At 64.5% G+C, this 25,011-nt stretch carries 25 protein-coding genes and 1 pseudogene; 14 read left to right on the top strand and 12 right to left on the bottom strand.

From position 1 onward, the window contains the following. The first annotated feature begins 467 nt into the window (after positions 1–467). Together IVB01_RS20210 and IVB01_RS20205 are read left to right on the top strand one after the other, a co-directional pair. Entirely contained in the window at positions 468–1,016 is a 549-nt protein-coding gene (locus IVB01_RS20210; RefSeq protein WP_247494800.1) for a substrate binding domain-containing protein, read from the top strand. A 207-nt stretch (positions 1,017–1,223) separates the two neighbouring features. Beyond that, positions 1,224–1,903: pseudogene (locus IVB01_RS20205) on the top strand (peroxiredoxin-like family protein). Positions 1,904–2,215: 312 nt separating this feature from the next. On the opposite strand, the gene IVB01_RS20200 reads toward IVB01_RS20205, so the two are convergent. The 12 genes from IVB01_RS20200 to IVB01_RS20145 all read right to left on the bottom strand — a co-directional run bounded on the left by IVB01_RS20200 (position 2,216) and on the right by IVB01_RS20145 (position 14,263). Then, positions 2,216–3,190 carry a tripartite tricarboxylate transporter substrate-binding protein gene (locus tag IVB01_RS20200; protein WP_247494799.1) on the bottom strand — a complete coding sequence of 325 codons (975 nt, stop codon included), beginning with the start codon at positions 3,188–3,190 and terminating at the stop codon, positions 2,216–2,218. A 24-nt stretch (positions 3,191–3,214) separates the two neighbouring features. Next, entirely contained in the window at positions 3,215–3,931 is a 717-nt protein-coding gene (locus tag IVB01_RS20195; RefSeq protein ID WP_247494798.1) for a GntR family transcriptional regulator, read from the bottom strand. Positions 3,932–3,954: 23 nt separating this feature from the next. After that, positions 3,955–4,695, bottom strand: coding sequence for an SDR family oxidoreductase (locus IVB01_RS20190; protein ID WP_256464849.1), 741 nt, complete (start codon positions 4,693–4,695; stop codon positions 3,955–3,957). A 24-nt stretch (positions 4,696–4,719) separates the two neighbouring features. Next, on the bottom strand, positions 4,720–5,487 hold the full coding sequence (locus IVB01_RS20185; RefSeq protein WP_247494796.1) for an SDR family oxidoreductase: 768 nt from the start codon (positions 5,485–5,487) through the stop codon (positions 4,720–4,722). A gap of 15 nt (positions 5,488–5,502) precedes the next feature. Continuing rightward, positions 5,503–5,883 (bottom strand): carboxymuconolactone decarboxylase family protein, encoded by a 381-nt coding sequence (locus IVB01_RS20180; RefSeq protein WP_028137140.1) that lies wholly within the window; start codon positions 5,881–5,883, stop codon positions 5,503–5,505. A 30-nt stretch (positions 5,884–5,913) separates the two neighbouring features. After that, positions 5,914–7,152, bottom strand: coding sequence for an ABC transporter substrate-binding protein (locus IVB01_RS20175; RefSeq protein WP_247494795.1), 1,239 nt, complete (start codon positions 7,150–7,152; stop codon positions 5,914–5,916). A 34-nt stretch (positions 7,153–7,186) separates the two neighbouring features. Further along, entirely contained in the window at positions 7,187–8,422 is a 1,236-nt protein-coding gene (locus IVB01_RS20170) for an ABC transporter substrate-binding protein (RefSeq protein WP_247494794.1), read from the bottom strand. Between the two features lie 35 nt (positions 8,423–8,457). After that, positions 8,458–9,165, bottom strand: a complete 708-nt coding sequence (locus IVB01_RS20165; RefSeq protein ID WP_247494793.1) for an ABC transporter ATP-binding protein — start codon at positions 9,163–9,165, stop codon at positions 8,458–8,460. Then, positions 9,152–10,924 carry a branched-chain amino acid ABC transporter ATP-binding protein/permease gene (locus tag IVB01_RS20160; protein ID WP_247494792.1) on the bottom strand — a complete coding sequence of 591 codons (1,773 nt, stop codon included), beginning with the start codon at positions 10,922–10,924 and terminating at the stop codon, positions 9,152–9,154. The genes IVB01_RS20165 and IVB01_RS20160 overlap by 14 nt, the downstream gene beginning before the upstream one ends. Before the next feature lie 2 nt (positions 10,925–10,926). After that, positions 10,927–11,862, bottom strand: a complete 936-nt coding sequence (locus tag IVB01_RS20155; protein WP_247494791.1) for a branched-chain amino acid ABC transporter permease — start codon at positions 11,860–11,862, stop codon at positions 10,927–10,929. A gap of 80 nt (positions 11,863–11,942) precedes the next feature. Beyond that, positions 11,943–13,337: an MmgE/PrpD family protein gene (locus tag IVB01_RS20150; RefSeq protein WP_247494790.1), complete on the bottom strand. Its 1,395-nt coding sequence runs from the start codon at positions 13,335–13,337 to the stop codon at positions 11,943–11,945. A 32-nt stretch (positions 13,338–13,369) separates the two neighbouring features. Continuing rightward, a complete protein-coding gene (locus tag IVB01_RS20145) occupies positions 13,370–14,263 on the bottom strand; it encodes an NAD(P)-dependent oxidoreductase (RefSeq protein ID WP_247494880.1) in 894 nt (297 codons plus the stop codon). Positions 14,264–14,513: 250 nt separating this feature from the next. On the opposite strand from IVB01_RS20145, the gene IVB01_RS20140 reads away from it, so the two are divergent. The 12 genes from IVB01_RS20140 to IVB01_RS20085 all read left to right on the top strand — a co-directional run bounded on the left by IVB01_RS20140 (position 14,514) and on the right by IVB01_RS20085 (position 23,930). After that, complete coding sequence (locus IVB01_RS20140) at positions 14,514–15,866, top strand: MmgE/PrpD family protein (RefSeq protein ID WP_247494789.1); 1,353 nt, start codon at positions 14,514–14,516, stop codon at positions 15,864–15,866. 28 nt (positions 15,867–15,894) lie between these two features. Further along, positions 15,895–16,284, top strand: a complete 390-nt coding sequence (locus tag IVB01_RS20135) for a carboxymuconolactone decarboxylase family protein (RefSeq protein ID WP_247494788.1) — start codon at positions 15,895–15,897, stop codon at positions 16,282–16,284. 25 nt (positions 16,285–16,309) lie between these two features. Next, positions 16,310–17,119, top strand: a complete 810-nt coding sequence (locus IVB01_RS20130) for an N-acyl homoserine lactonase family protein (protein ID WP_247494787.1) — start codon at positions 16,310–16,312, stop codon at positions 17,117–17,119. An 86-nt stretch (positions 17,120–17,205) separates the two neighbouring features. After that, a complete protein-coding gene (locus IVB01_RS20125) occupies positions 17,206–17,448 on the top strand; it encodes a GntR family transcriptional regulator (RefSeq protein WP_247494786.1) in 243 nt (80 codons plus the stop codon). Further along, positions 17,388–17,933 carry an FCD domain-containing protein gene (locus tag IVB01_RS20120; RefSeq protein WP_247494785.1) on the top strand — a complete coding sequence of 182 codons (546 nt, stop codon included), beginning with the start codon at positions 17,388–17,390 and terminating at the stop codon, positions 17,931–17,933. Before IVB01_RS20125 ends, IVB01_RS20120 begins: the two co-directional genes overlap by 61 nt. Before the next feature lie 48 nt (positions 17,934–17,981). Next, positions 17,982–18,944, top strand: a complete 963-nt coding sequence (locus tag IVB01_RS20115; protein WP_247494784.1) for an ABC transporter substrate-binding protein — start codon at positions 17,982–17,984, stop codon at positions 18,942–18,944. A 5-nt stretch (positions 18,945–18,949) separates the two neighbouring features. Next, positions 18,950–19,705, top strand: coding sequence for an ABC transporter permease (locus IVB01_RS20110; protein ID WP_247494783.1), 756 nt, complete (start codon positions 18,950–18,952; stop codon positions 19,703–19,705). Beyond that, positions 19,684–20,490 carry an ABC transporter ATP-binding protein gene (locus IVB01_RS20105; RefSeq protein WP_247494782.1) on the top strand — a complete coding sequence of 269 codons (807 nt, stop codon included), beginning with the start codon at positions 19,684–19,686 and terminating at the stop codon, positions 20,488–20,490. Before IVB01_RS20110 ends, IVB01_RS20105 begins: the two co-directional genes overlap by 22 nt. A 7-nt stretch (positions 20,491–20,497) precedes the next feature. Next, a complete protein-coding gene (locus tag IVB01_RS20100) occupies positions 20,498–21,307 on the top strand; it encodes an ABC transporter permease (RefSeq protein ID WP_247494781.1) in 810 nt (269 codons plus the stop codon). Between the two features lie 10 nt (positions 21,308–21,317). Further along, positions 21,318–21,977 carry a polysaccharide deacetylase family protein gene (locus IVB01_RS20095; RefSeq protein ID WP_247494780.1) on the top strand — a complete coding sequence of 220 codons (660 nt, stop codon included), beginning with the start codon at positions 21,318–21,320 and terminating at the stop codon, positions 21,975–21,977. A gap of 3 nt (positions 21,978–21,980) precedes the next feature. Then, positions 21,981–22,850, top strand: a complete 870-nt coding sequence (locus IVB01_RS20090) for a fumarylacetoacetate hydrolase family protein (RefSeq protein WP_247494779.1) — start codon at positions 21,981–21,983, stop codon at positions 22,848–22,850. Positions 22,851–22,886: 36 nt separating this feature from the next. Then, positions 22,887–23,930 (top strand): 5-methyltetrahydropteroyltriglutamate--homocysteine methyltransferase, encoded by a 1,044-nt coding sequence (locus tag IVB01_RS20085; RefSeq protein ID WP_247494778.1) that lies wholly within the window; start codon positions 22,887–22,889, stop codon positions 23,928–23,930. Positions 23,931–25,011: the final 1,081 nt, after the last annotated feature.

The following is a 25,011-nucleotide window of genomic DNA, read 5'->3' as shown; positions in this document are numbered from 1 at the left end:
GGCAAGAGATGAATGCCGCAATGGCGGGAGGTGTCTCCGATCTCCACCGCCTTCGCGCAGCCGCGGCATTTGCAAACGGGTTCCGCCCGGCCCCGTTCGCCTGCCCTCGTCCGATCTCCGCACGAAGCGATGCTGAACGCGGTGCATGATCTTATTTGGGGGGCCGAGGTGGACGATAATGGTTCTTGGAGCGCGTACTGAGAACGAGAACGTCAGCTCGGTAACGGCTGAGCGGCGCTCCATCTGCTTGCGCAGGCCGGCCTTCATCGTGATCTGATATTCCCCCTTTCTTTCCCGAACCAAGGTAGCAGTATGGACATGAGGTGGCGGCGCGCCCTGCAAAGTGGCAGAAGGGAACGAACAGTATCGGCCATTCCTGCGGAGAATAAGATGGATCGTCTGGCTTCCATGGAGACGTTCGTGCGTCTGCGCCGCGGTGACCTTCGCTCGCATCCACCTCATTCCTGTTGCCGAAGTTTCTAGCCCAGAACCCGGAGCTCGAGCTCGAAGTCATTCTTGATGACCGTCAGATCGACCTCATCCAGGAGGGAATTGATGTGGCCCTCCGGATGGGTAAATTGATGGACTCGACATTGGCTGCCCGTCGTGTGGCCAGATGCAAGCGCCTGGTCTTGGGTACACCTGCCTATTTCGATCGCGAGGGCAGGCCAGCGGCCCCGCGCGAGCTGAGTCGCCATCAGGCGATCGTCTACCTTCAAGAAGGCAGTGTGTGGTCCTTCCGACGCGACGGCTCAGAGGTCTCCGTCAGGGTTCAGAGCCGCCTACGCGTGACCGCCGCGGAAGGCGTTCGGGCCGCAGTCCTTGCCGATGCAGGGCTGACCACTGCGTCGGAATGGATGTTCAGCCCCGAACTGCGATTGGGAAGCGTGCGCGCGGTGCTCTCCGAATGGGATCTTCCGACGGTGGACCTTTGGGCCGTGCTGCCGACAGGGCGCACCGCGACGGCCAAGGCGCGCGCCTTTGTAAACTACTTCGAGCGCACTTTTAACGAATAACCGCCTCGACTGGCGGGCCTCGGCTGACGTTCGACCAGGCCGCGGTTCTCCGCTTCCGGCCGTTCAGGCTGTCTCTGCTATTCCAATCTGGAATATTATCTAGTCGACCGACGCTGCTACCCGGTACGGCGGTCTTCCTTAGCTTGTTGAGCGTGATCTTGAGAGCAGGGCGCGTATCGCCCACGCGAATACCAAAGGAGCATCGCCATGTCACTTCAAGCCAAGCTCGACGCTTTCAAAGCAGATTTCGAAGCCGGCAAGCCTCCCTACAGCGTTCCTCGTTCTGTGATTGAGACCATGCACCGCGCCACTGCGGAGCTGATCGCGTCCGGAGCCGCCCAGCGCGCAAAGAAGGCCGGAGACACCGCTCCTTCGTTCGCTCTCAAGGATCCGAAAGGCAATGTTGTCAGCTCCGACGAACATCCTGAGCCGTGGGCCCGTTGGTGCTCAGCTTCTACCGCGGAGTCTGGTGCCCCTACTGCAACATGGAGCTTCAAGCCTTGGAAGCGGCCAAGCCCGAGTTCGACAAATACGGGGCGTCCCTGATTGCAATCTCGCCGCAGACCGCGCCCAACAGCCGCAAGTCCGTCCGGCAGAACAACCTCAGCTTCCCGATATTGTCGGACGTCAAGGGGCAAGTTGGCGCAGCTTTTGGCCTTCGCTTTAGCCTGCCCGACTACCTGATCGAGCTCTACAAGCAGCTCAAGAACGACCTGCCGACCTTCAATGACGATCCCAGTTGGACTTTGCCGATGCCGGCCCGCTACGTGGTCGGCCGGGATGGCGTCATTCTGTATTCCGAAGTGAATCCCGATTACACACGGCGTCCCGAGCCCGAAGACATGATCCCGGTACTGCACCGGCCAAGCCACTTGAAGCTTGACTGAACACTTACCGAAGACGTGCTCGGCCTGTTTCAGCCCGTTAGTTCGAAATGGGGCGGGCCATCCTGAAGTCAGGCAAGACGTCGCCCGTACTATCTCTGCGGAGCTTGCGTCCGCGCATCTCCTCGCCGGGGTCGGAGGGAATGGCTTGGTGGAATCGATGCCAACACAACCCGCTGCGCAGCGGTCCGGTTCTCGATGTGAGCGAAGGCATGGTTGAACTGGGTCAAGAACCGGGGCTCGGAGTTGGCGCCGGACCTTTAACGAGCGCTATCGCAGCATCTAGAGTGGCATCCGCCTCTCCGCCACCGGCGGCTACTGCGGGTCGATTCCGGCCGCTTTGATGATCCGACCCCATTTGCCTATCTCGTCTTTCAGGAACGCTTCGAGGGCCTCCGGTGTAGCACGCTCGGGCTCGACCGGAGTCATGCTGAGCTCGGCGAATCGGCTGATCAGCGTCGGATCCTTTAGCGCGGTCTGCAGCGCGCCGACGAGTTGGTCGATCACGGGCTTCGGCGTGCCGCGGGGCGCGTAGAGACCGTACCAGGTCGTCACGTCAAATTCGGGAACACCGGCCTCGGCCGAGGTCGGCACGTCCGGGAGGGTCGCAACCCGCTTCTTGCTGGTGATCGCGTAGCCCTTGATTGTGTTCGATTGGATATAAGGAGTGGGTCCGGTTGCAGGATCGCAATAGACATCGATGTGGCCGGCGATCACGTCGTTCAATGCCGGCCCGCCGCCCTTGTAGTAAATCGGCGTGAGCTTGGTGTCGGTGGTGCTCATGAACATCAGGCCGCAGAGCTGCGAGGCCGAGCCGAGACCGACATTGCCGAAGGTGATCTTGTCGCCAGCGTTGCGAATGGTCGTGACCAGATCGCGGAGATCCTTGGCCGGAAAGTTCGGCCGCGCCACGAGGATCATCGGGACGTCGGTGACGAGCCCGATCGGGGCGAAATCGCCGACCGGATCGAACGGCAGCTTGGCGTAAAGAGCGGGTGCGGTAGCCTGGCCGACATGCATCAGCAGCAGCGTGTAGCCATCGGGGGCCGCCTTGGCGACGCGGTTGGTGCCGAGCGTGCCGCCGGCGCCCACGACATTTTCGATCACGATCGACTGTTTCAGCGTCGCGCTCATGGCACTGCCGAGGATGCGTGCGATGACGTCGCCGGGACCGCCGGCGGAGAAGGGCACGATCATCGTGACCGGGCGGGAGGGGTAGTCATCTGCGATGGCCGCAGCGCAGGGTGTTAGCAGGACAAGCAGGATCAGCGATCGTACGAGATACGGCATCGAACACTCCCTGGCGGCATTGTTCTAGTCGTCGGAAGGCGCCGCCTCCTTAGCCGCCGACGATTTTTCGATCATGTCGAGCGCGGCCACCGCAGCCGCGTTGATGTGGTCGACGCAGCATCGCTCGGCGAGGTCTGCATCGCCGCTCTGGATCGCCCGCCAGATCGCGGTGACCTCACGCAGGCTCTTGTTGATCCGCTTCGGCTGCGACATCGAGGTGATCCGCAGCAGCTGGATGCGGTCGTGCAGCGGCTTGAGCATGCGCTCGATGAACGCATTGCGGCAGCCGCCGATCAGGGCCGCGTAGAAATCGGTCTTGGCCTCGAGGCATCCGACGAGGTCCTGCTTGGCGGCCGCCGCCTTCAGCCGCGTCAGGGCGTCGCCGATCCGGCGTGCCACCTCGGGATCGTGCAGCCGCGCGCATTCGCGCCCGGCAAAACCTTCGAGCACCGCGCGTGCGGCGTAGAGCTGCCGCGCCTCTTCCAGGCTGATCGTGGACACCACGGGGCCGCGGTGCGGGACCGTGTTGACCAGCCCGTCGGCTTCGAGCGCCCGCAGCGCCTCACGGATCGAGGGACGGCTGACGCCCATCATCTCGCAGAGCTCGCGCTCGACCAGGCGCTGGCCCGGCTTCAGCGTTCCCGACATGATCGCCGCACGCAGCTTCTGCGCCACCATCGCCCGGACGGTCGGGACGTCCTCGATGCGGAGTGTCGACTGCAATTCGCGGCGTCTTTCCATGTCGTGGTCCTGTTCGGGAAAAATCAGTACCGGTTTACAGGGAGAATCATCATTTCGGCAATTTGAACATGGGCGGGCTGGTCGAGGGCGAACACGATCGACCGCGCGATATCGGCGGGGTCGAGCGCCATCCTGAACTGGTCGAAATATTCCTTTTCCTTCTGCTGATCGCCTCGGTAGCGGGTCAGGATGATGTTGGTGCGGGTCAGCCCAGGCTGCAGCTCGGTGACCCGGATGGCGGTGTCCACGAGCTCGCCCCGGAGGGTTTCGGTGAACATGTGCACACCGGCCTTGCTGGTGCTGTAGGCGGCCATGTCGGGCACGATCCGAACCGCGTTGATGGAGCTGATATTGACGATGTGGCCGGCGTTGCGCTGGACCATCTCGGGCAGGATCGCGCGCGTGACGCGCATCAGGCCGATCAGATTGGTCTGGATGATATTGGACCAGTCGTCGGCAGAACCGATGTCGAAGCGCGTCCGGCCACCGATGTCGTGGCCGGCATTGTTGATGAGGATGTCGACCGGCTTGAAATGAGCAGGAATGGCATCCGGCAGGCGATCCACGGCGTTTGCATCGCTGACGTCGAGCTGGATCGGGAACGCCGCGTCGCCTGCCGTCGCCGCCAGCTCTTCAAGCGCCTTGCCGTCGCGGTCGACCAGCACAACGCGGCGGCCGCCCTCCAGCAGCGCCTTGGTGATCGCGCGCCCCATGCCGCCGGCGGCGCCTGTCAGAACGGCGGTCTGGCCTGATCGTCCAGTCATCGCAACACTCCCATTCCTATGTGCTCATGCCACCGACCAGCCGCCGTCGATCGGCAGGCTGGCCCCGGTGATGTTGTTTGCGGCGGCGCCGCAGAGGAAGACGACCATGGCGGCGACCGCATCCATCTCGATGAAACGCTGCGTCGGCTGGCGCTCGCCGAGATAGTCGCGCGTGACGTCCGCGACCGGACGGCCGCTGCTCTCCGCCATGCCCGCGATCTTGTTCAGGATGGCAGGCGTCGGCAGTGTGCCGGGGCAGAGTGTGTTGCAGGTGATGCCGCTGCGCGCCGTCTCCAGAGCGACGGCGCGGGTCATGCCTGCGATCGCCGTCTTAGTGGTGACGTAGTCGATGCGGTTCTCGACCGCGCGGCTCGAATAGATCGAGCCCATGTTGATGATCCGGCCCCAGCCGCGCTGCTTCATTGCCGGCAACGCCAGGCGGATGATGTGGAACGGCGCCGACAAATTGACGGCCAGCGCCTCGTCCCAGCGGTCGGGCGGAAACTGCTCGATCGCGGCGAAATGCCTGACGACGGCGTTGTTGACGAGGATGTCGATGGCGCCGCAGCGGTCGAGCAGGTCGGCCATCATGACTTCGATCGCCTCGCGGCTGCATAGATCGACGCCGGCTGCGATCGTTTCGACGCCGAAGCGGGCACGCAGATCGTCCGCGGCCTGATTCGGTTGATGGAGGTCGTGCAGGACAATGTTGACGCCCGCGCCGGCAAGGCCTTCCGCGATGGCAAGGCCGAGCCCTGCAGTCGCGCCGGTCACGAGTGCCCATTTGCTCATTGCGATCCCACTCGATTACTTCTTGTCGAGCTCGGCGAAGACTTCCTTCGCGTTGCGGAAGGCGTCGACGCCGGCTGGCACCCCGCAATAGATCGCGACCTGCATGAAGACCTCGCGGATTTCCTCCTTGGTCGCGCCGTTGGCGAGCGCGCCGCGGACATGGGTCTTCAGCTCGTGCGGGCGATTGAGCGCGCACAGCATCGCGAGGTTGAGGAAGCTACGGGTCTTTCGTGTGAGGCCCTCGCGGCCCCAGACGTAGCCCCAGCAATATTCCGTGGTGAGGTCCTGCATCGGGCGGTTGAACTCGTCGGCGGATGCGATCGCCTTGTCGACGAACTCGTTGCCGAGCACGCTCTTGCGGATTTCGAGGCCGCGGTCGTAGGTCGCCTTGTCCATGTTGGTCTCCGTTTTCTTGTTCAGGCGTTGTCAGCTCTTCGGCCAGAACGGTTTTGCCAGCGCGAGTTCGGGTGGGAAAACCGTCACCGGCACGCCGGCTTGCCATTGCACGATGGTCATGCCGGCACCGATGCGGCGGCCTTTCTCGTCGAACTTGATCTCACCCAGCGGGTAATATTTGGAGGGGCCGCCGTCCATGGTGCGCAGCGCTTCGCCGACGGCGACGCGATCGGCCTTGCCGGCCTTCTCCAGCGCGTCCTTGATCACCCACATGTCGCCATAGGTGGAGATCGCGTTCTGCGTCATCCACGGCTCCTTGTAGCGGGTCTTCAACTCGGCAATGAGGGCCTCATGGCCCTTGGCGCCCCAACTGGCGACGCACGTCAACACACCCTGGAGCAGCTCGGCGCTGACGGTCTGCAGCATGTCGGGCTCGGCGATCGCGATCCCGAACGAGATCGTCGGCACCTTGCCCTGGCCGAGGCCGAACTCGTTCATCTTCTCGAGCAGCAGTTTTGCATCCGAGATCACGGTCGGCAGAAAGAACAGCAGATCGGGCTTGGCCGAACGGATCTTCTGCACCAGCGACGTCGCATCCGCCAGCGGCGGCGTGAACGTCTCGTCGACGATCAGCTGCAGCTGGTTCTCCGCCAGCAGGCCCTCGCGCATCGCCTTGGCCGAGGCGATCGAGGCGCCCGTGTTGTCGGTGAGGATGGCGACCGTCTTGGGGCGCTTGCCCGAGGCGGTCTCCGCCAGCTTGATGAGCTGGGGCAACGCTTGCCGTGCCTGCGACCCCGCGGTGGCCGCGGTCTGGAACACGTACTTGAAGCCGCGCTCGGTGATGAGATCCGAGTAGGAGAGGGTGAGCATCGGCAGGTTGGCGCGCTCGGTCACCTCGGTGACCGCGAGCGTGAACGAGGACAGATAGGCGCCGCTGGCCGCGACAAGATCAGTCTCCTGCGCCACCATGCGCTGCGCGGCGTTCTTGGCCTTCTCGGTGGTGTCGCCCGAATCGAGCACCACGAGCTTCAGCTTGGCGCCACCGAGCGCCTTGACGCCGCCTTGGGCGTTGATGTGGTCGATCGCCATCTCGGCGCCCTCGCGCATCACTGTTCCCGGGCGGGCGTAGAGCCCGGAGATCGGCACCAGCAGGCCGACCTTCACCTCGGCAGGCTGCTGCGCCCAGGCAACACGGGATGCGATCAGCGTGCCGGAGGCGCCGGCCAGCAGGGCTCGCCGCGATATCGTGAATTTGCTCTTTGCAGTCATGACAATTCTCCTTCCTGAAAAATTGCGCGATGCTTTACGGTTTCTTCGGCCAGAACGGCTGGGCCTGCGCGAGCTCGGGCGGATAAACGGTGACTGGCGCGCCCGACTGCCACTGCACGATCACGACGCCGGCGTCGACCCTGCGGCCCTTCTCGTCGAATTTGAGCTGGCCGCCCGGATAATATTTCGAGGGTCCGGCATCCATGGTGCGGAAGGCCTGCGCGACCGCGTTGCGATCGGCCTTGCCAGCCTTCTCCAGCGCTTCCTTCATCAGCCACATGTCGCCATAGGTCGAGATGACGTTCTGCGTCATCCAGGGCTCCTTGTATTTGGCCTTGAGCTCGGCGATCAGCGCCTCGTGGCCCTTCGAGCCCCAATTGGCGACGATGGTCATGATGCCCTGCACGGTCTCCGGGCTGACACTCTGCAGCATGTCGGGCTCGGCGATGGTGATGCTGAAGGACACGGTCGGGATCTTGCCCTGGCCGAGGCCGAACTCGCTGATCTTCTCGAGACCAAGCTTGGCGTCCGACACCGCATTCGGCATGAACAGCAGCAGATCGGGCTTGGCCGAGCGCACTTTCTGGATCAGCGGCGTCGCATCCGATAGCGGCGGGGTCCAGACTTCCTCGACCACAAGCTGGAGGCCTTCCTGCGCGAACAGCTTCTCCTTGAGCGCCTTGGCGGTGGCGACCGAGGTTGCGGTGTTGTCCATCAACATCGCCACGGTCTTCGGCTTCTTGCCCGAGGCGTTCTCGGCGAGCTTCATCAGCGTCGGCAGACCGAGCTCGGACTGGCGGCTCGCGGTCGCAGCGGTCTGGAAAATGTACTTGAAGCCGCGGTCGGTCAGCAGGTCCGAATAGGACAGCGTCAGCACCGGCAGTTCGGCGCGCTCGGTCACCTCGGTGACCGCCAGCGTGAAGGAGGAGAGATAGGAGCCGGTGGCGGCGACCAGATCAGGCTCCTGCGCCACTATGCGCTGCGCCGCGTTCTTGGCCTTCTCGGTGGTATCGCCGCAGTCGATCACGACCAGCTTCAGCTTGGCGCCGCCGAGCGCCTTGATGCCGCCCTGCGCGTTGATGTGCTCGATGCCCATCTCGGCGCCCATCTTCATCACCTGGCCGGGGCGGGTGTAGATGCCCGACAGCGGCACGATCAATCCGACCTTGATCTCGCCAGGTGCTTGCGCGCGCGCCACTCCGGCGAGGCCGACGGCCGCGGCGCCGGAGAGCACGGTGCGGCGACTTAGTCCTTTTGCAGTCTTGTCCATTTTGTTTTCTCCCTGCTCTCTGTTTTTTGTGTTGGTCACATGCCGAGATAGGCCTTGCGCACGCGGTCGTCGGCGCGCAGCGTGGCGTTGTTGCCTTCGAGCACGACGTGTCCGGCTTCGAGGACATAGCCGTGGTCGGCCGATTCCAGCGCTTCCGCGACGCGCTGCTCGACCAGCAGCATGGTCAGCCCGGACTGGCGCCGGATCTCGATCAGCCGCTCGAAGATGAAGTCCGCGGTCGAGGGCGCGAGCCCCATCGAGGGCTCGTCCAGCATCAGCAGCTTCGGGGAGGAGGCGAGGCCGCGGCCGATCGCGAGCATCTGCTGCTGGCCGCCGGACATCGTGCCCGCGAACTGACCGCGGCGCTCCTTCAGCACCGGCAGCCATTCGAAGATGCGCTCGATATTGGCTTGCCAGTCCCGCCGGCCGCTTTCAGTGATCGCGCCCATTTCCAGATTCTCCATCACGGTCAGTGACGGGAAGACCTGGCGTCCCTCCGGGACGTGGGCGATGCCGAGATGGGCGCGCTGCGGCGGCGGCACCGCGAGCAGATCGACGCCGTCGAACGTGATCGCGCCGCCGCTGGGCTTGACGATGCCGGAGATCGTCTTGAACAGCGTGGTCTTGCCGGCGCCGTTGGGTCCGACGATCGCGACGAACTGGCCCGCGCCGACATTGATCGAGACATCGTTCAGGACGGGCTTGGCCGAATAGCCCGCGCTCAATCCCTCAATTCGCAGCATGGCCCACCCATTTCTTGCCGAGATAGGCCTCGATCACGCGGTTGTCGCGCGTCACCACTTCCGGCAGGCCTTCGGTGATGACGGCGCCGTGGTCGAGCACGAGGAATCTGTCGACCAGCCGGACCATCGCCTGCATGGTGTGCTCGATGATCGCGATGGTGATGCCATCGCGCGCGAGCTGCTGGATCACGGCGACGACCTCATCCGCCTCGCCGTGGCCGAGGCCCGCGAGCGTCTCGTCGAGCAGCAGAATGCGCGGCTGGCCGGCGATCGCGCGGGCCAGCTCCATCAGCCGCAGCTCCTTGGTCGAGAGCTCGCCGGCGACACGGTCGGCGACGGCAGAAAGCCCGACGCGGGCGACCGCATCGGCGGCCATCTTGCGCGCCTCATCGTCGGTGCGGGCGCGCACATAGGCCCCGACCACGACGTTGTCGAGGATCGACATGCGCAGGAACGGCCGCATCACCTGGAAGGTACGGCCGACGCCGGCCTCGCAGATCACGTGCGGCCGCTGGCCCGACATGTTGCGGCCGTCGATCAGCACTTCGCCCTGGCTCGGTTTGAGGAAGCCGTTGAGGAGATTGAACAGCGTGGTCTTGCCGGCGCCGTTGGGGCCGATGATACCGAGGATCTCGTTCTTGTGCAGCTTGAAGCTGACATCTTGCACCGCCTTCAGGCCGCCGAAGGAGCGCGAGAGGTTCTTCACTTCGAGCACGACCTCGCCGGTGGCGCCACGCTGCCGGGAGGCGGGCTTCAGGGCCGTCACGTTGGCAGCTGCCGCTTCCGCGATATCACTGACCGCCGCCTTGGATGCGGTGCGCTTGCGCAGGAGATCGCGCAGCTTCCAGAACAGGCCTTCCGGCGCGAGCAGGATGACGCAGACGATGGCGATGCCGAAGATGACGCCCTGAATGCCGGGGATGCGCGCGCCAGCTTCAGCGTGCAGGATCTCCGCGAGCGGGATCAGGATCACCGAGCCGATCACGGGGCCCCAGACCGTGCCGACGCCGCCGAACATCGCGACAGTGAGCGCCTGCGCCGACACCAGCATGCCGAACACCGATTGGGGCGTCACGACCAGCAGCACCTGCGCATAGAACCCGCCGATGGCGGCGGCGATCGCGCCGCTCAACGTGATTGCGCGCAGCTTCCAGGCCAGCGTGTTGATCCCGGCCGCTTCAGCCGCGGCCTCGTTCTGCTTGATCGCGAGCAGCGCCATGCCGAAGCGCGAGCGCTCGATCATTTGCGTCAGCACGATGGTGGCGAGCATGATGGCGAGCCCCAGCAGCGTGTAGATGTGGGGATCGGAGAACTGCATATAGGCGATCGGCGCGTCGCGCTTGATCGGAAGCGTCACTTCCTGGAAGCCGAGCCATTCGAACACGTAGAGAATGGCGAGCGGATAGGCGAGCATCGCGAGCGCAAAGTAGTGGCCCTGGAGGCGGAAGGTCGGAAATCCGATCAAGAGCCCGGCGATGCCGCCGAGCATGGCCGCGATCGGAATCAGCAGCCAGGGGGAGATGTTGAAATAGATCTGCCCGAGCGCGGTCGCATAGGCGCCGATGCCGAAGAAGGCGGCATGGCCGAACGAAATCAGCCCGGTGTAGCCGCTGAGCAGATTCCAGGACAGGCCGAACACCGCCCACACCGGCACCAGCGTCAGGATGAGCTGGTAATAGGAGTTGGTGACGCCGAGCGAGATCCCGGCGTAGGCGAGCGTGAACAGCAGGGGAGGCAGCAGTGAACGCATCCGGAGCATGGTCACGTCCTCTCGACCATGCGCCCGAAGAAGCCTTGCGGACGGAAGAAGATGATGAGGAGGAAGACGGCGAAGATCGCGGCGTTTTGCAACTGCGTCGGCAGGATCAGGGTCGACATCTGCTGCACGAGACCAATCGTCATGCCGCCCCAGAAGGCGCCGATGATGCTGCCCATGCCGCCGAGCACGACGCCGGCATACATGACGATGACGTATTCGAGGCCGACGAAGGGATGGAACGGGTAGTTGGTGGCGAGCAGGCCGCCGGCGATCGCGGTGATGCCGCAACCGAGCGCGAAGGCGGTGCGGTGCGCGCGGTCGACGTCGATGCCCATATAGGTCGCCGCGGTCGGATTATCTGCAGCGGCGCGGAGCGACTTGCCGATCCGGGTCCGCGTGATCAGCAGCGACAGCAGGATCATGATCGCGAGCGAGACGATCGCGTCGATGCTGCGCGCCTTGTTGAGGAAGATGCTGATGTCGAAGAACGGAACGAGCTCCCAGGCCGAGCTCGATAGCGGCGTGCGGATCGAAGCCAGTACCGAGCCGAAGACAATGAGGCCGCCGTTTTGCAGGATCAACGCGATACCGAGCGTCAGGATGAGCTGGGCGTAGTGGCCCTCGCCCTCCAGCGAGGCGATGCGCGTCCCCGAGACGTGCGAGATCAGCGTGCGATGGACGAAATAGCCGAATACAGCGAGTACGGGTCCGGCCAACAGGATCGAGATGAACGGCCCGACCGTATTGCCGAACATCGCCTGCACGCCGGCGGCGGTGAACAGATAGAAGGCGGTGTACATGCCGAGCATCATGAAATCGCCGTGGGCGAAGTTGATGACGCGCATGACGCCGAAGATCAGGCCGAGCCCGACGCACATCAGCCCGTAGACGGCACCAATCAGCAGGCCCGCGGCGAGCGCTTGCAGAAATGCTTCCATCAGCCACGTCTCCGCGCTGCAGACGATGCTAGACTGGCGTCCCGGCCGACCATGTTTCCCCCCTTCCTCTCCGGCACTTCTTAAGATGCCGATCGTAAAGTCCGTTCCGTTGCGGTCAGGCGGCAGTGCGCGGCGATGACGCCGGCATCGCCGAGCTGTTCGCATTCGTCGATGAGTTGCTCGAGCCGGTGCGCGCGATCTTCGCCGAGCACAGAGGCAGCGGCGGCGCGAAAGCGCGCGCGAATGCCCGATGGCATTGCGGCGATGACGTCGGGCAAAGCGTGCCGGATCGTCCGGCCGCTGCGCAGATGCACGGTCACGTCCGCGCCCTGCTTGCCGGGGAAGGCGGCAGTGAATCCGGGATCGGCCTTCAGATCGGTGATCGCGACGAGACGGATGATCTCGGCATCGTCGAGCTCAGAGTAATTCTCCTCCTCGATCTCGCCTCGCGCGAGCGTCGCCGCGACGCTGAAGGGAATGCTCATCTTGGCCTGCAGCGCGTTGCGGTAGGGCCCCATCGAATCGCAGCCGGGGTAGCGAACGGCGGCATCGGGCGCGCGGATGACGACACGGTCGATCTCTTGGGGGTTGGCGAGCTCGTGCGAGACGCGAAGCGCGGCTTGCGCGGCGGTCTGGGCGAAATTGCAGGCGGGTACCGGCTTGTTGTAGACGGCCATGATCTCGCACGCGCCGTTGGGGAACAGCGCGATGCTGTCCGGCGCGGCCTCGCGGCGGTAGGCGGCGAACAGGCCGGCTTCGCCTTCGATGATCGTCTCCGAGCCGAATGCGCCGGCGGCGGCAAGGCCGATGGCCCTAATCGCGTTGCTGGCGGCAAAGCCGGGATGGAAATACATGTCCGAGCCGCCGGCATGCGGCCATTCGTTGAGCCCGCCTGACGTGTTGGCCGCGATCGCGATGGCGCTGGTCGCCTGGTCCTCGGACAGCCCAAGCGCAAAGCTTCCCGCGAGCGCCGCACCCAGAGGGGCCACGAGCCCGGTCGGGCGGTAGAGACGCGCGAGGTCGGAGGTCAGCAGCGTGCGGCCGATCCGCGCGCCGGTCTCGTAGCCGATGATGGCAGCAGCGAGCAGCTTGGCGCCGTGCAGCGGCTCCTGCTCAGAGAGTGCAAGCAGGGCCGGCCAGATCACGACGCCGTGGTGTGCGATGCTGGCGGCATGCATGTCTTCGCGCACCAGGCCGTGCCCCATCACGGCATTGGCGAAGGCGGCGTCGGCCGGCGAGGAGAGCTGCGAGGTGCCGATGATGGTCGCGCCGCCGCCGCCATGCGCGATCGCAACGGCCTGACGGCTCCAGGGATGCTGGCCGGCCTCGAAGGCACAGGACAGGAAGTCGAGCAGGCAGAGCTTTGCCTTGGCGACGACGTCCGATCCGAAATCGCCGAGATCGACGGCAAGCGCGCTCCGCGCCATCCGGCGCGCAAGCGGTACTTCGCCTGATCCCATCGGGCCGATCGTCATCGCGGGCTTCTCTCCCTGACTGGTTTGCGCGATCAGCCGCGCATTTCCACCCCGGCCCACTCCTCGAGCACTTTTGCGATCGAGGTGAAGTCGGACGAGGCGCCAAATTTGGCGTTGGTGATCGCGAGCATCTGCCGCACCACCGCGCCGCACACCATCGGCACGCCCATGGCCTCGGCCTCGTCCACGCAGAGACGGACGTCCTTGTAGGAGAGGCCGGTGGTGAAGCCGAAGTCGAAGGTGCCGGGCAGCACTGCGCGGGGGAATTTGTCTTCCGAGGCGCTGTTGCGGCCGCTGCTGGCATTGATGATGTCGATCAGCACCTTTGCGTTGACGCCGCCCTTGACGCCCATGGCGACGGCCTCCGAGGTGATCACGAGCGCGGCGGCCGCCATCAAATTGTTGGCGAGCTTGGCCGTCTGCGCCACGCCCGGCTTGTCGCCGGTGTAGAACAGCTTGCCGAAATTCTTCAGGATCGGCTGCACGGTCTCGTACGTGGGCTGCGGGCAGGAGACCATCACGGCCAGCGTGCCGTTGACCGCGCCCCTGATGCCGCCGCTCACGGGCGCATCGACCAGCGTCATGCCCTGGGCTTTCAGGCCTTCCGCGACGAGCTTGGCCGCGCCGGGCCCGGAGGTCGACAGATCAACGACGATCTTGGCGCGGTTGCCGCTGCTGATGCCGTCCTGGCCGAGCGTGACCGCCTTGAGGGTGTCGGGCGTCGGCAGGCTCGCGAGCACGATGTCGGCGCGCGAGGCGACGTCCGCCGGCGATTTGCCGAGCAGCGCGCCGCGCTTGACCAGCGGTTGGGTGGCCTCGGCCTGCGTGTCGTAGACGACGAGCGAATAGCCCGCGTCCATCAATCGTCCCGCCATGGGGCCGCCCATGCGGCCCGTGCCGATCACGCCGAGCGTTTCTCCCGCCATCATTCACTCCCTGTCGCGCGATCCCGTCACGGGCGCGCCTTCTTGATTTCGTTGTCAAATCGTTGTCGCCGGCTGGCCGACCCGGCCGTCGTTGTGGTGGCGGGATCCCGCGCCAGCGGCCGGGATTGTTATGATTGTCAGACAAGCTGTCAAGCATAACATTTTGGGGTCGACAGTTTGCCGCGGATCGGCATAAGGTCCGAACAAAACGAGGAAGATGCTCCGCGTGCCGCAAGATCCAATTCCGAGTGTGAGCAGGACGCTCGCCGATTTCGTCGCGGCCTCGTCATGGGCGGACGTGCAGGTGCAGAGCGTCGAGGCGAGGCGCTCGATCCTCAATTTCTTTGCGACCGCGCTCGGCTCCGCGCGCGATCCGGTGGTCGTCGCCGCGATGCGGGCCTTGTCGCCATTCAGCGGCGCGGGGACATCGACGGTCATCGGTCACTCCGAGCAGATGGACGCGCTATGCGCATCGTTTCTCAACGCCATCTCGGCCAATCTGCTCGATTTCGACGACACCCATCCCGAGACGATCATTCATCCGGCAGCGCCGGTGGCTGCTGCCATATTCGCGCTTGCGGAGACGCAAAAACAGCCGGGGCGCGCGGTGTTGACCGCGTTCATTCTGGGCGTCGACGTGGAATGCCGCATCGGCAGTTCGGTCTCGCCGCACCATTACGCGCGCGGCTGGCACATCACCTCCACCTGCGGAATCTTTGGTGCTGCCGCAGCCTGTGCGAAGCTGTTGGGCCTGCCTGCGGAAGCTATTGCGAACGCGATCGGAGTTGCGGCGAGCCAGTCGGCCGGCAATGTCGAGAACCTGCCGAGCGCCGCCAAGAATGTCAGCGTCGGCAATGCGGCGCGCAACGGGTTGTTCGCCGCTCTGCTAGCACGAGAGGGCTATGAGGCCGCGCCGCGCGCCATCGAAGGTCCGCTCGGCTGGGCGCGCACCATGGGCGACGCGCCGGATCTTGCTCGTTTGCTCGATGGCCTCGGCAGGACCTGGGAGATCGCAAAAAACACCTACAAGCCCTATCCGGCCGGCATCGTGTTCCATTCGGTCATCGATGCCTGCCTCATGTTGCGTGAGCGGATCGGCCGCAACGTCGATCAGATCGAGTCCGTGACGGTGCAGGGCTCGGCGCTGCTGCTTGCGCGCGGCGATCGCCCCGTCATGAACGAGCGTGATGCGCGCGTCAGCATCCATCATTGCGTCGCCTGCGGACTGCTGCTCGGCACGGCGGGCGTGACCGAGTTCGTGCAGGAGACCGTGATTCGGCCCGATATCGTGCGAATGCGGGAGAAGGTCAGGGCGGAGCTCGATGCTCAGATGCCGGACGGCGCTGCGCGCGTCGCATTGCGCCTCTCGTCCGGTGAGGTGCTCATGGAGACCGTGACGTCGCCGCGCGGCAGCCAGGCTGCGCCGCTGTCTGACCGCGACATCGAAGAGAAGCTGCGCGAAGGCGTACGGACTGGTCGAAGCGATTGGGATGCGGACCGCGTCATCGACGCTGTCTGGCGGCTCGATGCGGTCGATGACGTCGGTAAGCTCCTGCAATCGCTGCGTCCGCCGCCGGCGAACCGCCAAACAACTTCCAACTAGACCTTCTCAAGACCAGAAAGGGACGATCATGAGCAAGACCGAACTGTTCGAAAAGGGACTCAAGGTCCGCAAAGAGGTGCTCGGCGAGGACTACGTCAACAAATCGATTGCGGGGGCTGACGAGTTTACGCGCACGATGGCGGAATGGTCGACCGAGTTCTGCTGGGGTGCCTTGTGGACGCGGCCTGGCGTCGACCGGCGCACGCGCTCGATCGTCAATTTGGCGATGCTCGGCGCACTGAACCGCCCGCACGAGCTGAAGCTGCACGTTAAGGGCGCGCTGAAGAACGGGCTGACCAAGGAGGAGATCAAGGAGATCCTGCTCCAGGTCGCAGTCTATTGCGGCGTGCCCGCAGGTATCGACGCCTTTCGCAACGCGCGCGAGGCCTTCAACGAGCTCGACGCGGCAGGTTCCTGAGCGTGCATCCCGATCGGAGGACGTCATGGCTGACCTGGACTATGAGCTGTTTGCGATCCGCTACGCGACGCGCGATGCGCAGCGGAGCGAGCATTTCATAGGCGGCGACCCGCATGACGGGCCGATGCCAATGGACTATTTCATGTGGCTGGCGCGGGGAGGCGGGCGCACCTTCGTCATCGACACCGGATTCAACGCGGAAGTGGCCAGGCAGCGCAAGCGGGATTTTCTGCGCTGCCCGGTCGAGACCCTTGGTGCGTTCGACATCGATTCTGCAGACATCAAGGACGTGATCCTCACGCATCTGCACTACGACCATGCCGGCAATTTCGACCGGTTTCCGAGCGCGCGGTTTCATCTCCAGGAGCGCGAGCTTGCCTACGCCACTGGCCGCTATATGCAATATCCGAGGCTGTCGCATTCCTTCGAGGTCGAGGACGTCTGTGGGATCGTGCGGCTGAACTACGCGCGGCGGGTGCTGTTCTACGACGGCGACGCCGAGATCGCGCCCGGACTGACGGTCCATGCCGCCGGCGGGCATTCCGCCGGCCTTCAATTCGTCCGCGTCACCACGCGACGCGGGCCCGTCGTGCTCGCCTCCGATGTCAGTCATTTCTACGAGAACATGACCAGCGAGCGTCCGTTCACGACGGCGTTTCATGTCGGCGACATGCTGGTGGGTTTCGATAAGCTGCGCGCCGCGGCACCCAGCGCGGACCACATCATCCCCGGCCATGATCCACGGGTCATGAAGCTCTACCCGGCGCCAAGCCCCGACCTAAAGGGGGTCGCTGTTCGCCTCGATGTCGCGCCGTCCGGAGCTCCTCATTCTTAGGACGCCCCGCATCCGATGCGACAATCAAAAAAATCGATTTTCGATTTTTTGTTGACCTCGCCGCTCTACCTTGCAATCATTCCGGCATGGGTCCGCTTCAGTTCCAGTTGGCCGGAAGTCCCGGCAACGGTCCGCGCAGCTTGACGTCGGCGCTGCATGAGCGCCTGCGCACCGACATCCTGGCGACGCGGCTGCTGCCGGGGCAGAAGCTGCACATCGCGGGACTAGCCAAGCAGTTCTCGGTGAGCTTGCCGCCGTACGTGAAGCGTTGTCGCGTCTCGTCGCTGACGGTCTCGTGCAGGCCTCCGACCAGCGCGGCTTTCGCGTGAGCCCGGTCTCGCTGGCCGATCTTGCGGACGTCACGCAAACCAGGATCGACATCGAGGGGCTCGCACTGCGCCGCTCGATCGAGCGCGGCGACGAGGCTTGGTTCGCCGCGCTCAAATCGGCGTGGACCGATCTCAAAGCCGTTCCCTATCGCTACCCCGATGATCCCACCGTGCATTATGAGGAATGGGTCATCCGTCACCGCGTCTTCCATCGTGCGCTGGTCAATGCCTGCGGCTCGCCATGGCTGCTCGGCTTCCGCGACGTCCTGCACGAGCAGAGCGAGCGATATCGCCGTCTGTCGATCCGCCGCGAGGTCGGCGCCAAGCGGCGCGACGTCGAGGCCGAGCACGAGGCAATCGTCGCGGCTGTGGTGAAGCGCGATGCCGACGCGGCGGTTCGCGCCCTGTCGAAGCATTTCGGTATCACCAAAGAGTTCGTCGAGCTCGCCGCCTCGCGCATCGCGGAGGTGAGTCGCACGACCTGACGATCCGGAGGCAATCCGGCACATAAAAGTACCGGGGAGGAAACAACAATGAAGATCAATCGCCGTCACGCGTTGCTATCGCTCGCCGCCGCCGCACTTCTTGCCGGCCCCGCGAGCGCCGCCGAGACCATCCGCGTCGGCCTGCCCACGAAAACTTATTGGCCGACCACGATCGCCGAGACGGCTGTGCGGCAAAAGCTGTTCGAGAAGGAAGGCATCCAGGCCGAGCTGACCATCTACCGCAGCGGCGCCGAAACCTTCGAGGGCATGGCGGCCGGCGCCGCCGACATCATCCTCGATCCGCCGTCTCTGGTCTCCGCCGGACGCAAGAAGGGCGTGATGTCGCGGATCGTCGCCAACGCCGCGATGGGCAATTTCGGCTGGCAGTTGATGGTGCCGGCCAAGTCAACGCTCGACGTCAAGGACCTCAACGGCAAGAAGGTGGCAATCACCGCGGCCGGCTCGGGCTCGGACCTGCTGGCGCTGTGGACCATCCAGGACAAGAAGATCGACTTCACGCGTGTGCCGGTCGGCGGTGGCGGCCTGGTGCCGAACCTGCTGGCCGGCAATGTCGAGGCCGCCGTGGTCTATTCGCCGCTGAGCTTCCAGATCTCGAAATCCGGCGAAGCCAAGAGCATCCTCGACTATTCGACCGCGGTGCCGCCGAACCTCACCGCCGGTTGGATCGTGCTCGACAAATTGGCCGAGGCGAAGCCCCAGCTGGTGCAGAAGGCGGTGAACGCGCTCTACGGCGCGGTTGCATTCATGCGCGCCAACCGCGACGTCACCGTCAAGCTGATCGCCGAGCTCTACGAGATGCCACCGGAGATCGCGGCGCTCGAATACGACAACACCATCATGAAGCTCGAGACCAGCGGTGACATGGGGGCGGCTGACGTCAAGGCCGCCGTGCAGCTCTCGCTCGATCTCGCCAAGCTCGGCGGGCTTAAGGACATCGTGCCGGCCGAGGACGTGATCTCGACCAAGTTCAAGCCGGTGCCGACCAAGTAATGGCGATGCAGAGCACGCTTCTCATCAACCTCGCGCGGATCGCGATCATCGTCGCGGTGCTGGCGCTGTGGGAGCTGCTGTCGCGCACCGGCCTCGTCAATCCGCGCCTGCTGCCGTCGGCGTCCGACACGTTCGCGACGCTCGGCGATCTCCTCCAGCGCGCGGCGGTGCAGAAGGACCTAATGGTGACCGCGACCGAGGTGCTGGCGGCGTTCGCGCTGGCCGTGCCCGTCGGCGCGCTGATCGGCTTTCTGCTCGCGGAGAACCGCTACTTCGCCGATGTCGCCAAGCCGCTGCTATTCTTCGCCTTCAGCATCCCGAAGTCGATCTTCCTGCCGATGTTCATCCTGGTGTTCGGCGTCGGCTTTGCCCAGAAAGTCGGCTTCGGCTTTTTCTCCACCATCTTCATCGTGATCATGTCGACGACGACGGCGGTGGAATCGGTCAAGGTCGAGCATCTCACGGTAGCACGCTCCTATGGCGCGACGCCGCTGCAGACCGCGCTGCGGGTCTATCTGCCGAGCATGCTGCCGGTGCTGCTGGAAGCCTTGCGGATTTCTATGATCTTCAACCTCACCGGCGTGATCCTCGCCGAGATGTACGCCTCGCGCGACGGCATCGGCCACCAGATCGCGACCTGGGGCGAGAATTTCCAGATGAAGCAGCTCCTCGCCGGCGTCGTGATGGTCGCCGCGATCGCCGTGACCTTCAACGAACTTGTCAGATGGGTGGAAACGCGATGCAGCCATTGGCGAACGTGACCCCGCTCAAGCCCGCCGCGCGCGCCGGCGCGATCGAGGTGAAGAATGTCGGTCAGGTGTTCAAGACCCGGTCGCAGGACGTCGTCGCGCTCCAGGACGTCTCGCTCGAGATCAAGCCCGGCCGCTTCGTGGTGCTGGTCGGCCCCAGCGGCTGCGGCAAGTCCACGCTTCTGATGATGATGGCGGGCCTGCGCCAGCAGACAGCCGGCACCATCACCATCAACGGCGCGCCGATCCTACAGCCGGACCCCGATCGGGTCGGCGTGGTGTTCCAGGAGGCGAGCCTGTTTCCGTGGCTGACGGCCGAGGACAATGTCGAGTTTCCGCTGGCACTGCGCGGCGTTCCCAAGGCCGAGCGCCGCGCCAAGGCGCAGGATGCGCTCAAACTGGTCGGGCTCGACGGGTTCGGCAGGCGTCATCCGCATGAACTCTCGGGCGGCATGAAGCAGCGTGTCTCGATCGCGCGCGGGCTCGTACAGGACCCACCGGTGCTGCTGATGGACGAACCCTTCGCAGCACTCGACGAGCAGACGCGCATGACCATGGGCGACGAGCTGCTGCGGATCTGGGCTGCGACCGGCAAGACCGTCGTCTTCGTCACGCACAGCCTCACCGAAGCGGTCTATCTCGCCGACGAGGTGATCGTGATGTCGGCGCGGCCCGGCCGCATCGTGGACCATCTCCAGGTCCAGCTGCCGCGGCCGCGGACCTACGAGATGCTCAGCGGCGATGCCTTCGGCAGCCTGCGCGACCGCATCTGGCGTCATATCCGCAAATCGGCGTGAGGCGGGGATGAGCGCCTGGATCAGTGCCAAAGCCCTGCGATACCTGATCGTGATCGGCCTGATCGCGCTGTGGGAGCTGCTGCCGCGGACCGGGCTCATTCCCGAGCTGTTCCTGCCCTCGCTGTCGTCGACGCTGATCGCGGGATGGACCGATGCGGGCGAATACGGTCATGCGCTCGCGGTCACGCTGTACGAGGTCGTGGTGTCCATGGCGTTCGCCTGCGGCGGCGGCATCCTGCTCGGCGCCATCGTCGGCAGCCTGCCGCGCCCGCGAATCCTGATCATGCCGATGATGTCGAGCCTCTACGCGGTGCCGTTGGTGATCCTCTATCCCGTCTTCACCGTGTGGCTAGGCATCGGCTCGGAGTCCAAGATCGCGTTCGCCTCGATCTACGGCTTTCTGCCGACGATGCTCGCGACCGCCGCCGGCATCCAGACCATCGACCCGCAGCTGCTGCTCGCCGCGCGCAGCATGGGTGCGACGCTGAGTCAGCGGCTGGTTCGCGTCATCATCCCAGCGGCAATTCCGACGGTGCTGTCGGGCCTGCGTGTCGGCGGCGCGTTGGTGATCGTCGGCGTCGTCGTCTCGGAGATGCTGATCTCCTCGGCCGGCATCGGCTATCTGATTTCGCGCTACCGCACCATCCTCGACAGCGCGCATGTGTTTGCGGGCGTGCTTCTGGTGCTGTTCCTCGCCATCGGCTTCAACGCCGTGATCCGCTGGATCGAGCGCAAGGCGACGATCTGGCAGACCGGCACCCGCGCCGGACTGGCCAACGACGACATCGCCGCGGGCGCAATGCAGCCCGCAACCTGAGGTCAAGCGCGTGTATGATCTGACCCTGACATTCGACAACGGCCCCGATCCCGCCGTCACGCCGCACGTGCTCGACATCTTGGGCAAGCGCGGCATCAAGACCACCTTCTTCGTCATCGGCGAGAAGCTTGCCGATTCCGAGCGGCGCCGCCTTGCGGAGGTGGCCCATGACGAAGGGCACTGGATCGGCAACCATACTTTTACGCACAGCGTTCCGCTCGGCGCGCAGGCCGGGCGGGACACCGCTGAGCGCGAGATCGGCCGTACGCAGGCAGCGATCGGAGACCTCGCGCATTCACAGCGCTGGTTTCGGCCGTTCGGCGGCGGCGGCAATCTGGACCGGCGCCTGCTCAAGCCGTCCGTGGTCGATTATCTCACCCGCAACAGACACAGCTGCGTGCTCTGGAATTCCATTCCGCGCGACTGGGACGACCCCGACGGCTGGAGCGCGCGCGCACTTGACCAATGCAGCCGGCAGCCCTGGACGCTGATGGTGCTGCACGATCTGCCGACCGGCGCGATGGCGCACCTGGAGCGCTTCCTCGACCGCGCCACTGCGGCCGGCGCGCGCTTCCGCCAGGATTTCCCGCCGGCCTGCGTTCCGATTCGCGGCGGCCAGATCGCGCTTCCAATCAACGACTATGTTTCCTCCATCGAAGAGAGTGTTTGACCGATGAAAGTTGCAAGCTTCACGATCGCGGGCACGGCGAGCTATGGCATCGTCACCGACAAGGGTGTCATCGATGCCGGCAAGCGCACGAAGGCCACTCCGACGCTGAAAGCGCTGCTGACGAAGAGCTCGCTCGACGAGCTGAAGAAGCTCGCCGCCGAGACACCCGACTACACGCTTGCGGAAGTCGTGCTGCTGCCGACGGTCCCCGATCCCGACAAGATCTTCTGCATCGGCGTCAACTACGCCACGCATCTGGCTGAGAGCGGCCATCCGACGCCGGCGCATCCGATGATCTTCACCCGCTTCGCCAACAGCCAGGTCGGCCATGGCCAGCCTATGATCCGGCCGCTGGAATCCGAGCGTTTCGACTATGAGGGCGAGATGGCCGTCATCATCGGCAAGGCCGGCCGCCGTATCTCGCGCGAAGCTGCGCTCGGCCATGTCGCCGGCTATGCCTGTTACAACGACGGCAGCGTCCGCGACTGGCAGCGCCACACCTCGCAATTCGCGCCGGGCAAGAATTTTGCCGGCACAGGCGGTTTCGGGCCGTGGATGGTCACGACCGACGAGTTGACGGATATTACCAGGCAGACACTGATCACCCGGCTCAATGGCGTCGAAGTGCAGAAGGCTCCGATCTCCGATCTCGTCTTCGACGTGCCGGCGCTGATCGCCTATTGCTCGACCTTCACCGAGCTCGTGCCCGGCGACGTGATCGTGACAGGCACGACCGGTGGTGTCGGCGCCTATCGCACGCCGCCGCTGTGGATGAAGGGCGGCGACGTCGTCGAAATCGAGATCTCCGGCATCGGTATCCTGCGCAATCCCGTCGAGGAGGAAGCATCGGCCGCGGCAACGCGCGCGGCCTGACCCGTCGCCTCCAACAACAATAAGAAGGAGAACCCCATGCCTATGCCGACGCATATCCTGCCGACCACTGTGGTCGGCAGCTATCCGCAGCCGGAATGGCTGGTGAACCGCGCCATGCTGTCGAAGGTGGTGCCGCGCACCCGCCTGCACGACATGTGGCGATTGCCGGCGGAGCATCTGGAAGAAGCCCAGGACGACGCCACCATCGTCGCGATCCGCGACATGGAGCGCGCCGGCATCGACATCGTGACCGATGGCGAGATCCGCCGCGAGAGCTACTCCAATCGTTTCGCGACCGCGCTCGATGGCATCGACGCCGACAATCCCGCGATAATCGTGGCGCGCACCGGCAATACCCAGACGCCGGTGCCGCGCGTCGTCGGCCCGGTGAGGCGCAAAGGCCCGGTCGAGCTGCATGACATGCAGTTCCTGCGCAAGAACACGGAGCGTGCGGCGAAGATCACCCTTCCCGGCCCGTTCACGATGAGCCAGCAAGCCAAGAACGAGTTCTACAAGGACGAGGAAGAGCTCGCGATGGCGCTCGCGGAGGCCGTCAACGCCGAGGCGCTCGATCTGCAGAAGGCCGGCGCTGACGTGATCCAGCTCGATGAGCCCTGGGTACGCAACAATCCGGAACTCGCCAAGCGCTATGCCGTCAAGGCGATCAACCGCGCGCTGCAGGGCATCACGGTACCGACCGTGGTGCATCTTTGTTTCGGTTATGCCGCCGTCGTGCCCGGCTCGAACAAGCCGGCCGGCTATTCCTTCCTGGCCGAACTCGACGACACGATCGCCGAGCAGATCTCGATCGAGGCGGCGCAGCCAAATCTCGACCTCGGGGTACTGAAGGATCTTTCGTCAAAGAAGATCATGCTAGGCGTGCTCGATCTCGCGGATCCTGCGATCGAGAGCGTCGATATCGTCGCCGATCGCATCCGCAACGGTCTGAAATATGTGCCGGCCGAGCGTCTGATTCCGGCACCGGACTGCGGCATGAAGTACATGCCACGCTCGATTGCGTTCGGGAAGCTAAAGGCTATGTGCAATGCAGCGGCGAAGGTCCGGCAGGAGATTGGGTGATGGGGTATACGAAGGGCTACTTATAGGTTGATGTCGGCCTTCGAAACTCGATCTGCTCTTGCGCAATGCGGCCCTTCGATCAGCTCCGACCTCTTTGGGGCGGAGCTTGCTTCCGATTGGCCGATGATAGAAAAGGAACGAGAGCTCGGTTTTTTTCAAATACTTAGAAGTTGCGTGTTGCGCCGGGAGATCAAGAGAAACCCATTGAAGGCAGGCGTGTGCCAGGCGTTTGCAGGGTGTATGCTGAACTGTGAGATTGGCAGACCCTCGCGCGCAAGTGCACTAGCAGCATGCAGGGGCAGGGCGCGTACCGACCGCGGTTGCGGTGCGGTGGTCCAGCTGCGTGGAGAAGGGGGGGCGACACCAGGCTGCAAGGGGGCGCGACGGCGGATGAACAGAGTGCTGATAAAGGCCCACCATGCACCGGCAGATCGCAACGTTCAGACGCTCTTGAGAATGCCGCGTAGGCTCCCATCGGCTTGTTTCCAATTGCATTCGACATCCTGTTTAGGAGCCCGTGCGCACCGAAAGGCTCCGGTCGCGCCTTCTGCTTCAAAGCTCGGCCAGTGAAGAACTTTGGCGGCTGGTTCAATCGAAGCCTTCTCTGATAATGACCAGCTGTCCCCGGTTTGCCCCAAGCCGCGGTCGAGCGTTCGGCGGTTCTCCGTCCGTCGCCGAATCGTCCGTCCCCGCGACGATCCAATCTGGCCCAGACTTCTATCACATAGGGCCTCAGCTCGATCTGGCCGAGGTTTTCTGCCCGCGGAGCTTGCGTTGTTCCGACAGGACAGCGGGATTTTGGAGCTCGGGCCTCACAGGCTCTGCGGCACCAGTAAGCGTCGGGACGCGTAACTCTCGCGATTGCCTCGGTAGGGTCGGTTATGAGCAGGAATGCCGATCCATTTCCGGTTCGCCGCTGCAACCTTTCTTTGGCGATGCGTGGCAGGATCCGTCAAAGCGTGTGCCGCGGAACCGGATCAGGTCTGTGTTTCGGCATGGAATAAGGACCCCGTTTTCGGGGTGATCGGCATCCAATCGGGACCCCGGGATAAGGGTCCACAGTGGCTTCCATCGAGTCATG

The organism is Bradyrhizobium sp. 164, from assembly GCF_023073715.1.
Lineage (GTDB): Bacteria > Pseudomonadota > Alphaproteobacteria > Rhizobiales > Xanthobacteraceae > Bradyrhizobium.
The sequence above is the reverse complement of the archived record's forward strand: the minus strand, read 5'-3'. Positions and strand labels throughout refer to the sequence as shown.

Excerpts from the sequence above, each read along its gene's own strand:
- IVB01_RS20190 (WP_256464849.1), bottom strand. The coding sequence starts at position 4,695 with ATGACTGGACGATCAGGCCAGACCGCCGTTCTGACAGGCGCCGCCGGC.
- IVB01_RS20170 (WP_247494794.1), bottom strand. The coding sequence starts at position 8,422 with ATGGACAAGACTGCAAAAGGACTAAGTCGCCGCACCGTGCTCTCCGGC.
- IVB01_RS20130 (WP_247494787.1), top strand. The coding sequence starts at position 16,310 with ATGGCTGACCTGGACTATGAGCTGTTTGCGATCCGCTACGCGACGCGC.
- IVB01_RS20195 (WP_247494798.1), bottom strand. The coding sequence starts at position 3,931 with ATGGAAAGACGCCGCGAATTGCAGTCGACACTCCGCATCGAGGACGTC.
- IVB01_RS20090 (WP_247494779.1), top strand. The coding sequence starts at position 21,981 with ATGAAAGTTGCAAGCTTCACGATCGCGGGCACGGCGAGCTATGGCATC.
- IVB01_RS20150 (WP_247494790.1), bottom strand. The coding sequence starts at position 13,337 with ATGACGATCGGCCCGATGGGATCAGGCGAAGTACCGCTTGCGCGCCGG.
- IVB01_RS20175 (WP_247494795.1), bottom strand. The coding sequence starts at position 7,152 with ATGACTGCAAAGAGCAAATTCACGATATCGCGGCGAGCCCTGCTGGCC.
- IVB01_RS20105 (WP_247494782.1), top strand. The coding sequence starts at position 19,684 with ATGCAGCCATTGGCGAACGTGACCCCGCTCAAGCCCGCCGCGCGCGCC.
- IVB01_RS20145 (WP_247494880.1), bottom strand. The coding sequence starts at position 14,263 with ATGGCGGGAGAAACGCTCGGCGTGATCGGCACGGGCCGCATGGGCGGC.
- IVB01_RS20185 (WP_247494796.1), bottom strand. The coding sequence starts at position 5,487 with ATGAGCAAATGGGCACTCGTGACCGGCGCGACTGCAGGGCTCGGCCTT.
- IVB01_RS20200 (WP_247494799.1), bottom strand. The coding sequence starts at position 3,190 with ATGCCGTATCTCGTACGATCGCTGATCCTGCTTGTCCTGCTAACACCC.
- IVB01_RS20160 (WP_247494792.1), bottom strand. The coding sequence starts at position 10,924 with ATGCTCCGGATGCGTTCACTGCTGCCTCCCCTGCTGTTCACGCTCGCC.
- IVB01_RS20085 (WP_247494778.1), top strand. The coding sequence starts at position 22,887 with ATGCCTATGCCGACGCATATCCTGCCGACCACTGTGGTCGGCAGCTAT.
- IVB01_RS20165 (WP_247494793.1), bottom strand. The coding sequence starts at position 9,165 with ATGCTGCGAATTGAGGGATTGAGCGCGGGCTATTCGGCCAAGCCCGTC.
- IVB01_RS20110 (WP_247494783.1), top strand. The coding sequence starts at position 18,950 with ATGCAGAGCACGCTTCTCATCAACCTCGCGCGGATCGCGATCATCGTC.
- IVB01_RS20100 (WP_247494781.1), top strand. The coding sequence starts at position 20,498 with ATGAGCGCCTGGATCAGTGCCAAAGCCCTGCGATACCTGATCGTGATC.
- IVB01_RS20115 (WP_247494784.1), top strand. The coding sequence starts at position 17,982 with ATGAAGATCAATCGCCGTCACGCGTTGCTATCGCTCGCCGCCGCCGCA.
- IVB01_RS20135 (WP_247494788.1), top strand. The coding sequence starts at position 15,895 with ATGAGCAAGACCGAACTGTTCGAAAAGGGACTCAAGGTCCGCAAAGAG.
- IVB01_RS20125 (WP_247494786.1), top strand. The coding sequence starts at position 17,206 with ATGGGTCCGCTTCAGTTCCAGTTGGCCGGAAGTCCCGGCAACGGTCCG.
- IVB01_RS20180 (WP_028137140.1), bottom strand. The coding sequence starts at position 5,883 with ATGGACAAGGCGACCTACGACCGCGGCCTCGAAATCCGCAAGAGCGTG.
- IVB01_RS20155 (WP_247494791.1), bottom strand. The coding sequence starts at position 11,862 with ATGGAAGCATTTCTGCAAGCGCTCGCCGCGGGCCTGCTGATTGGTGCC.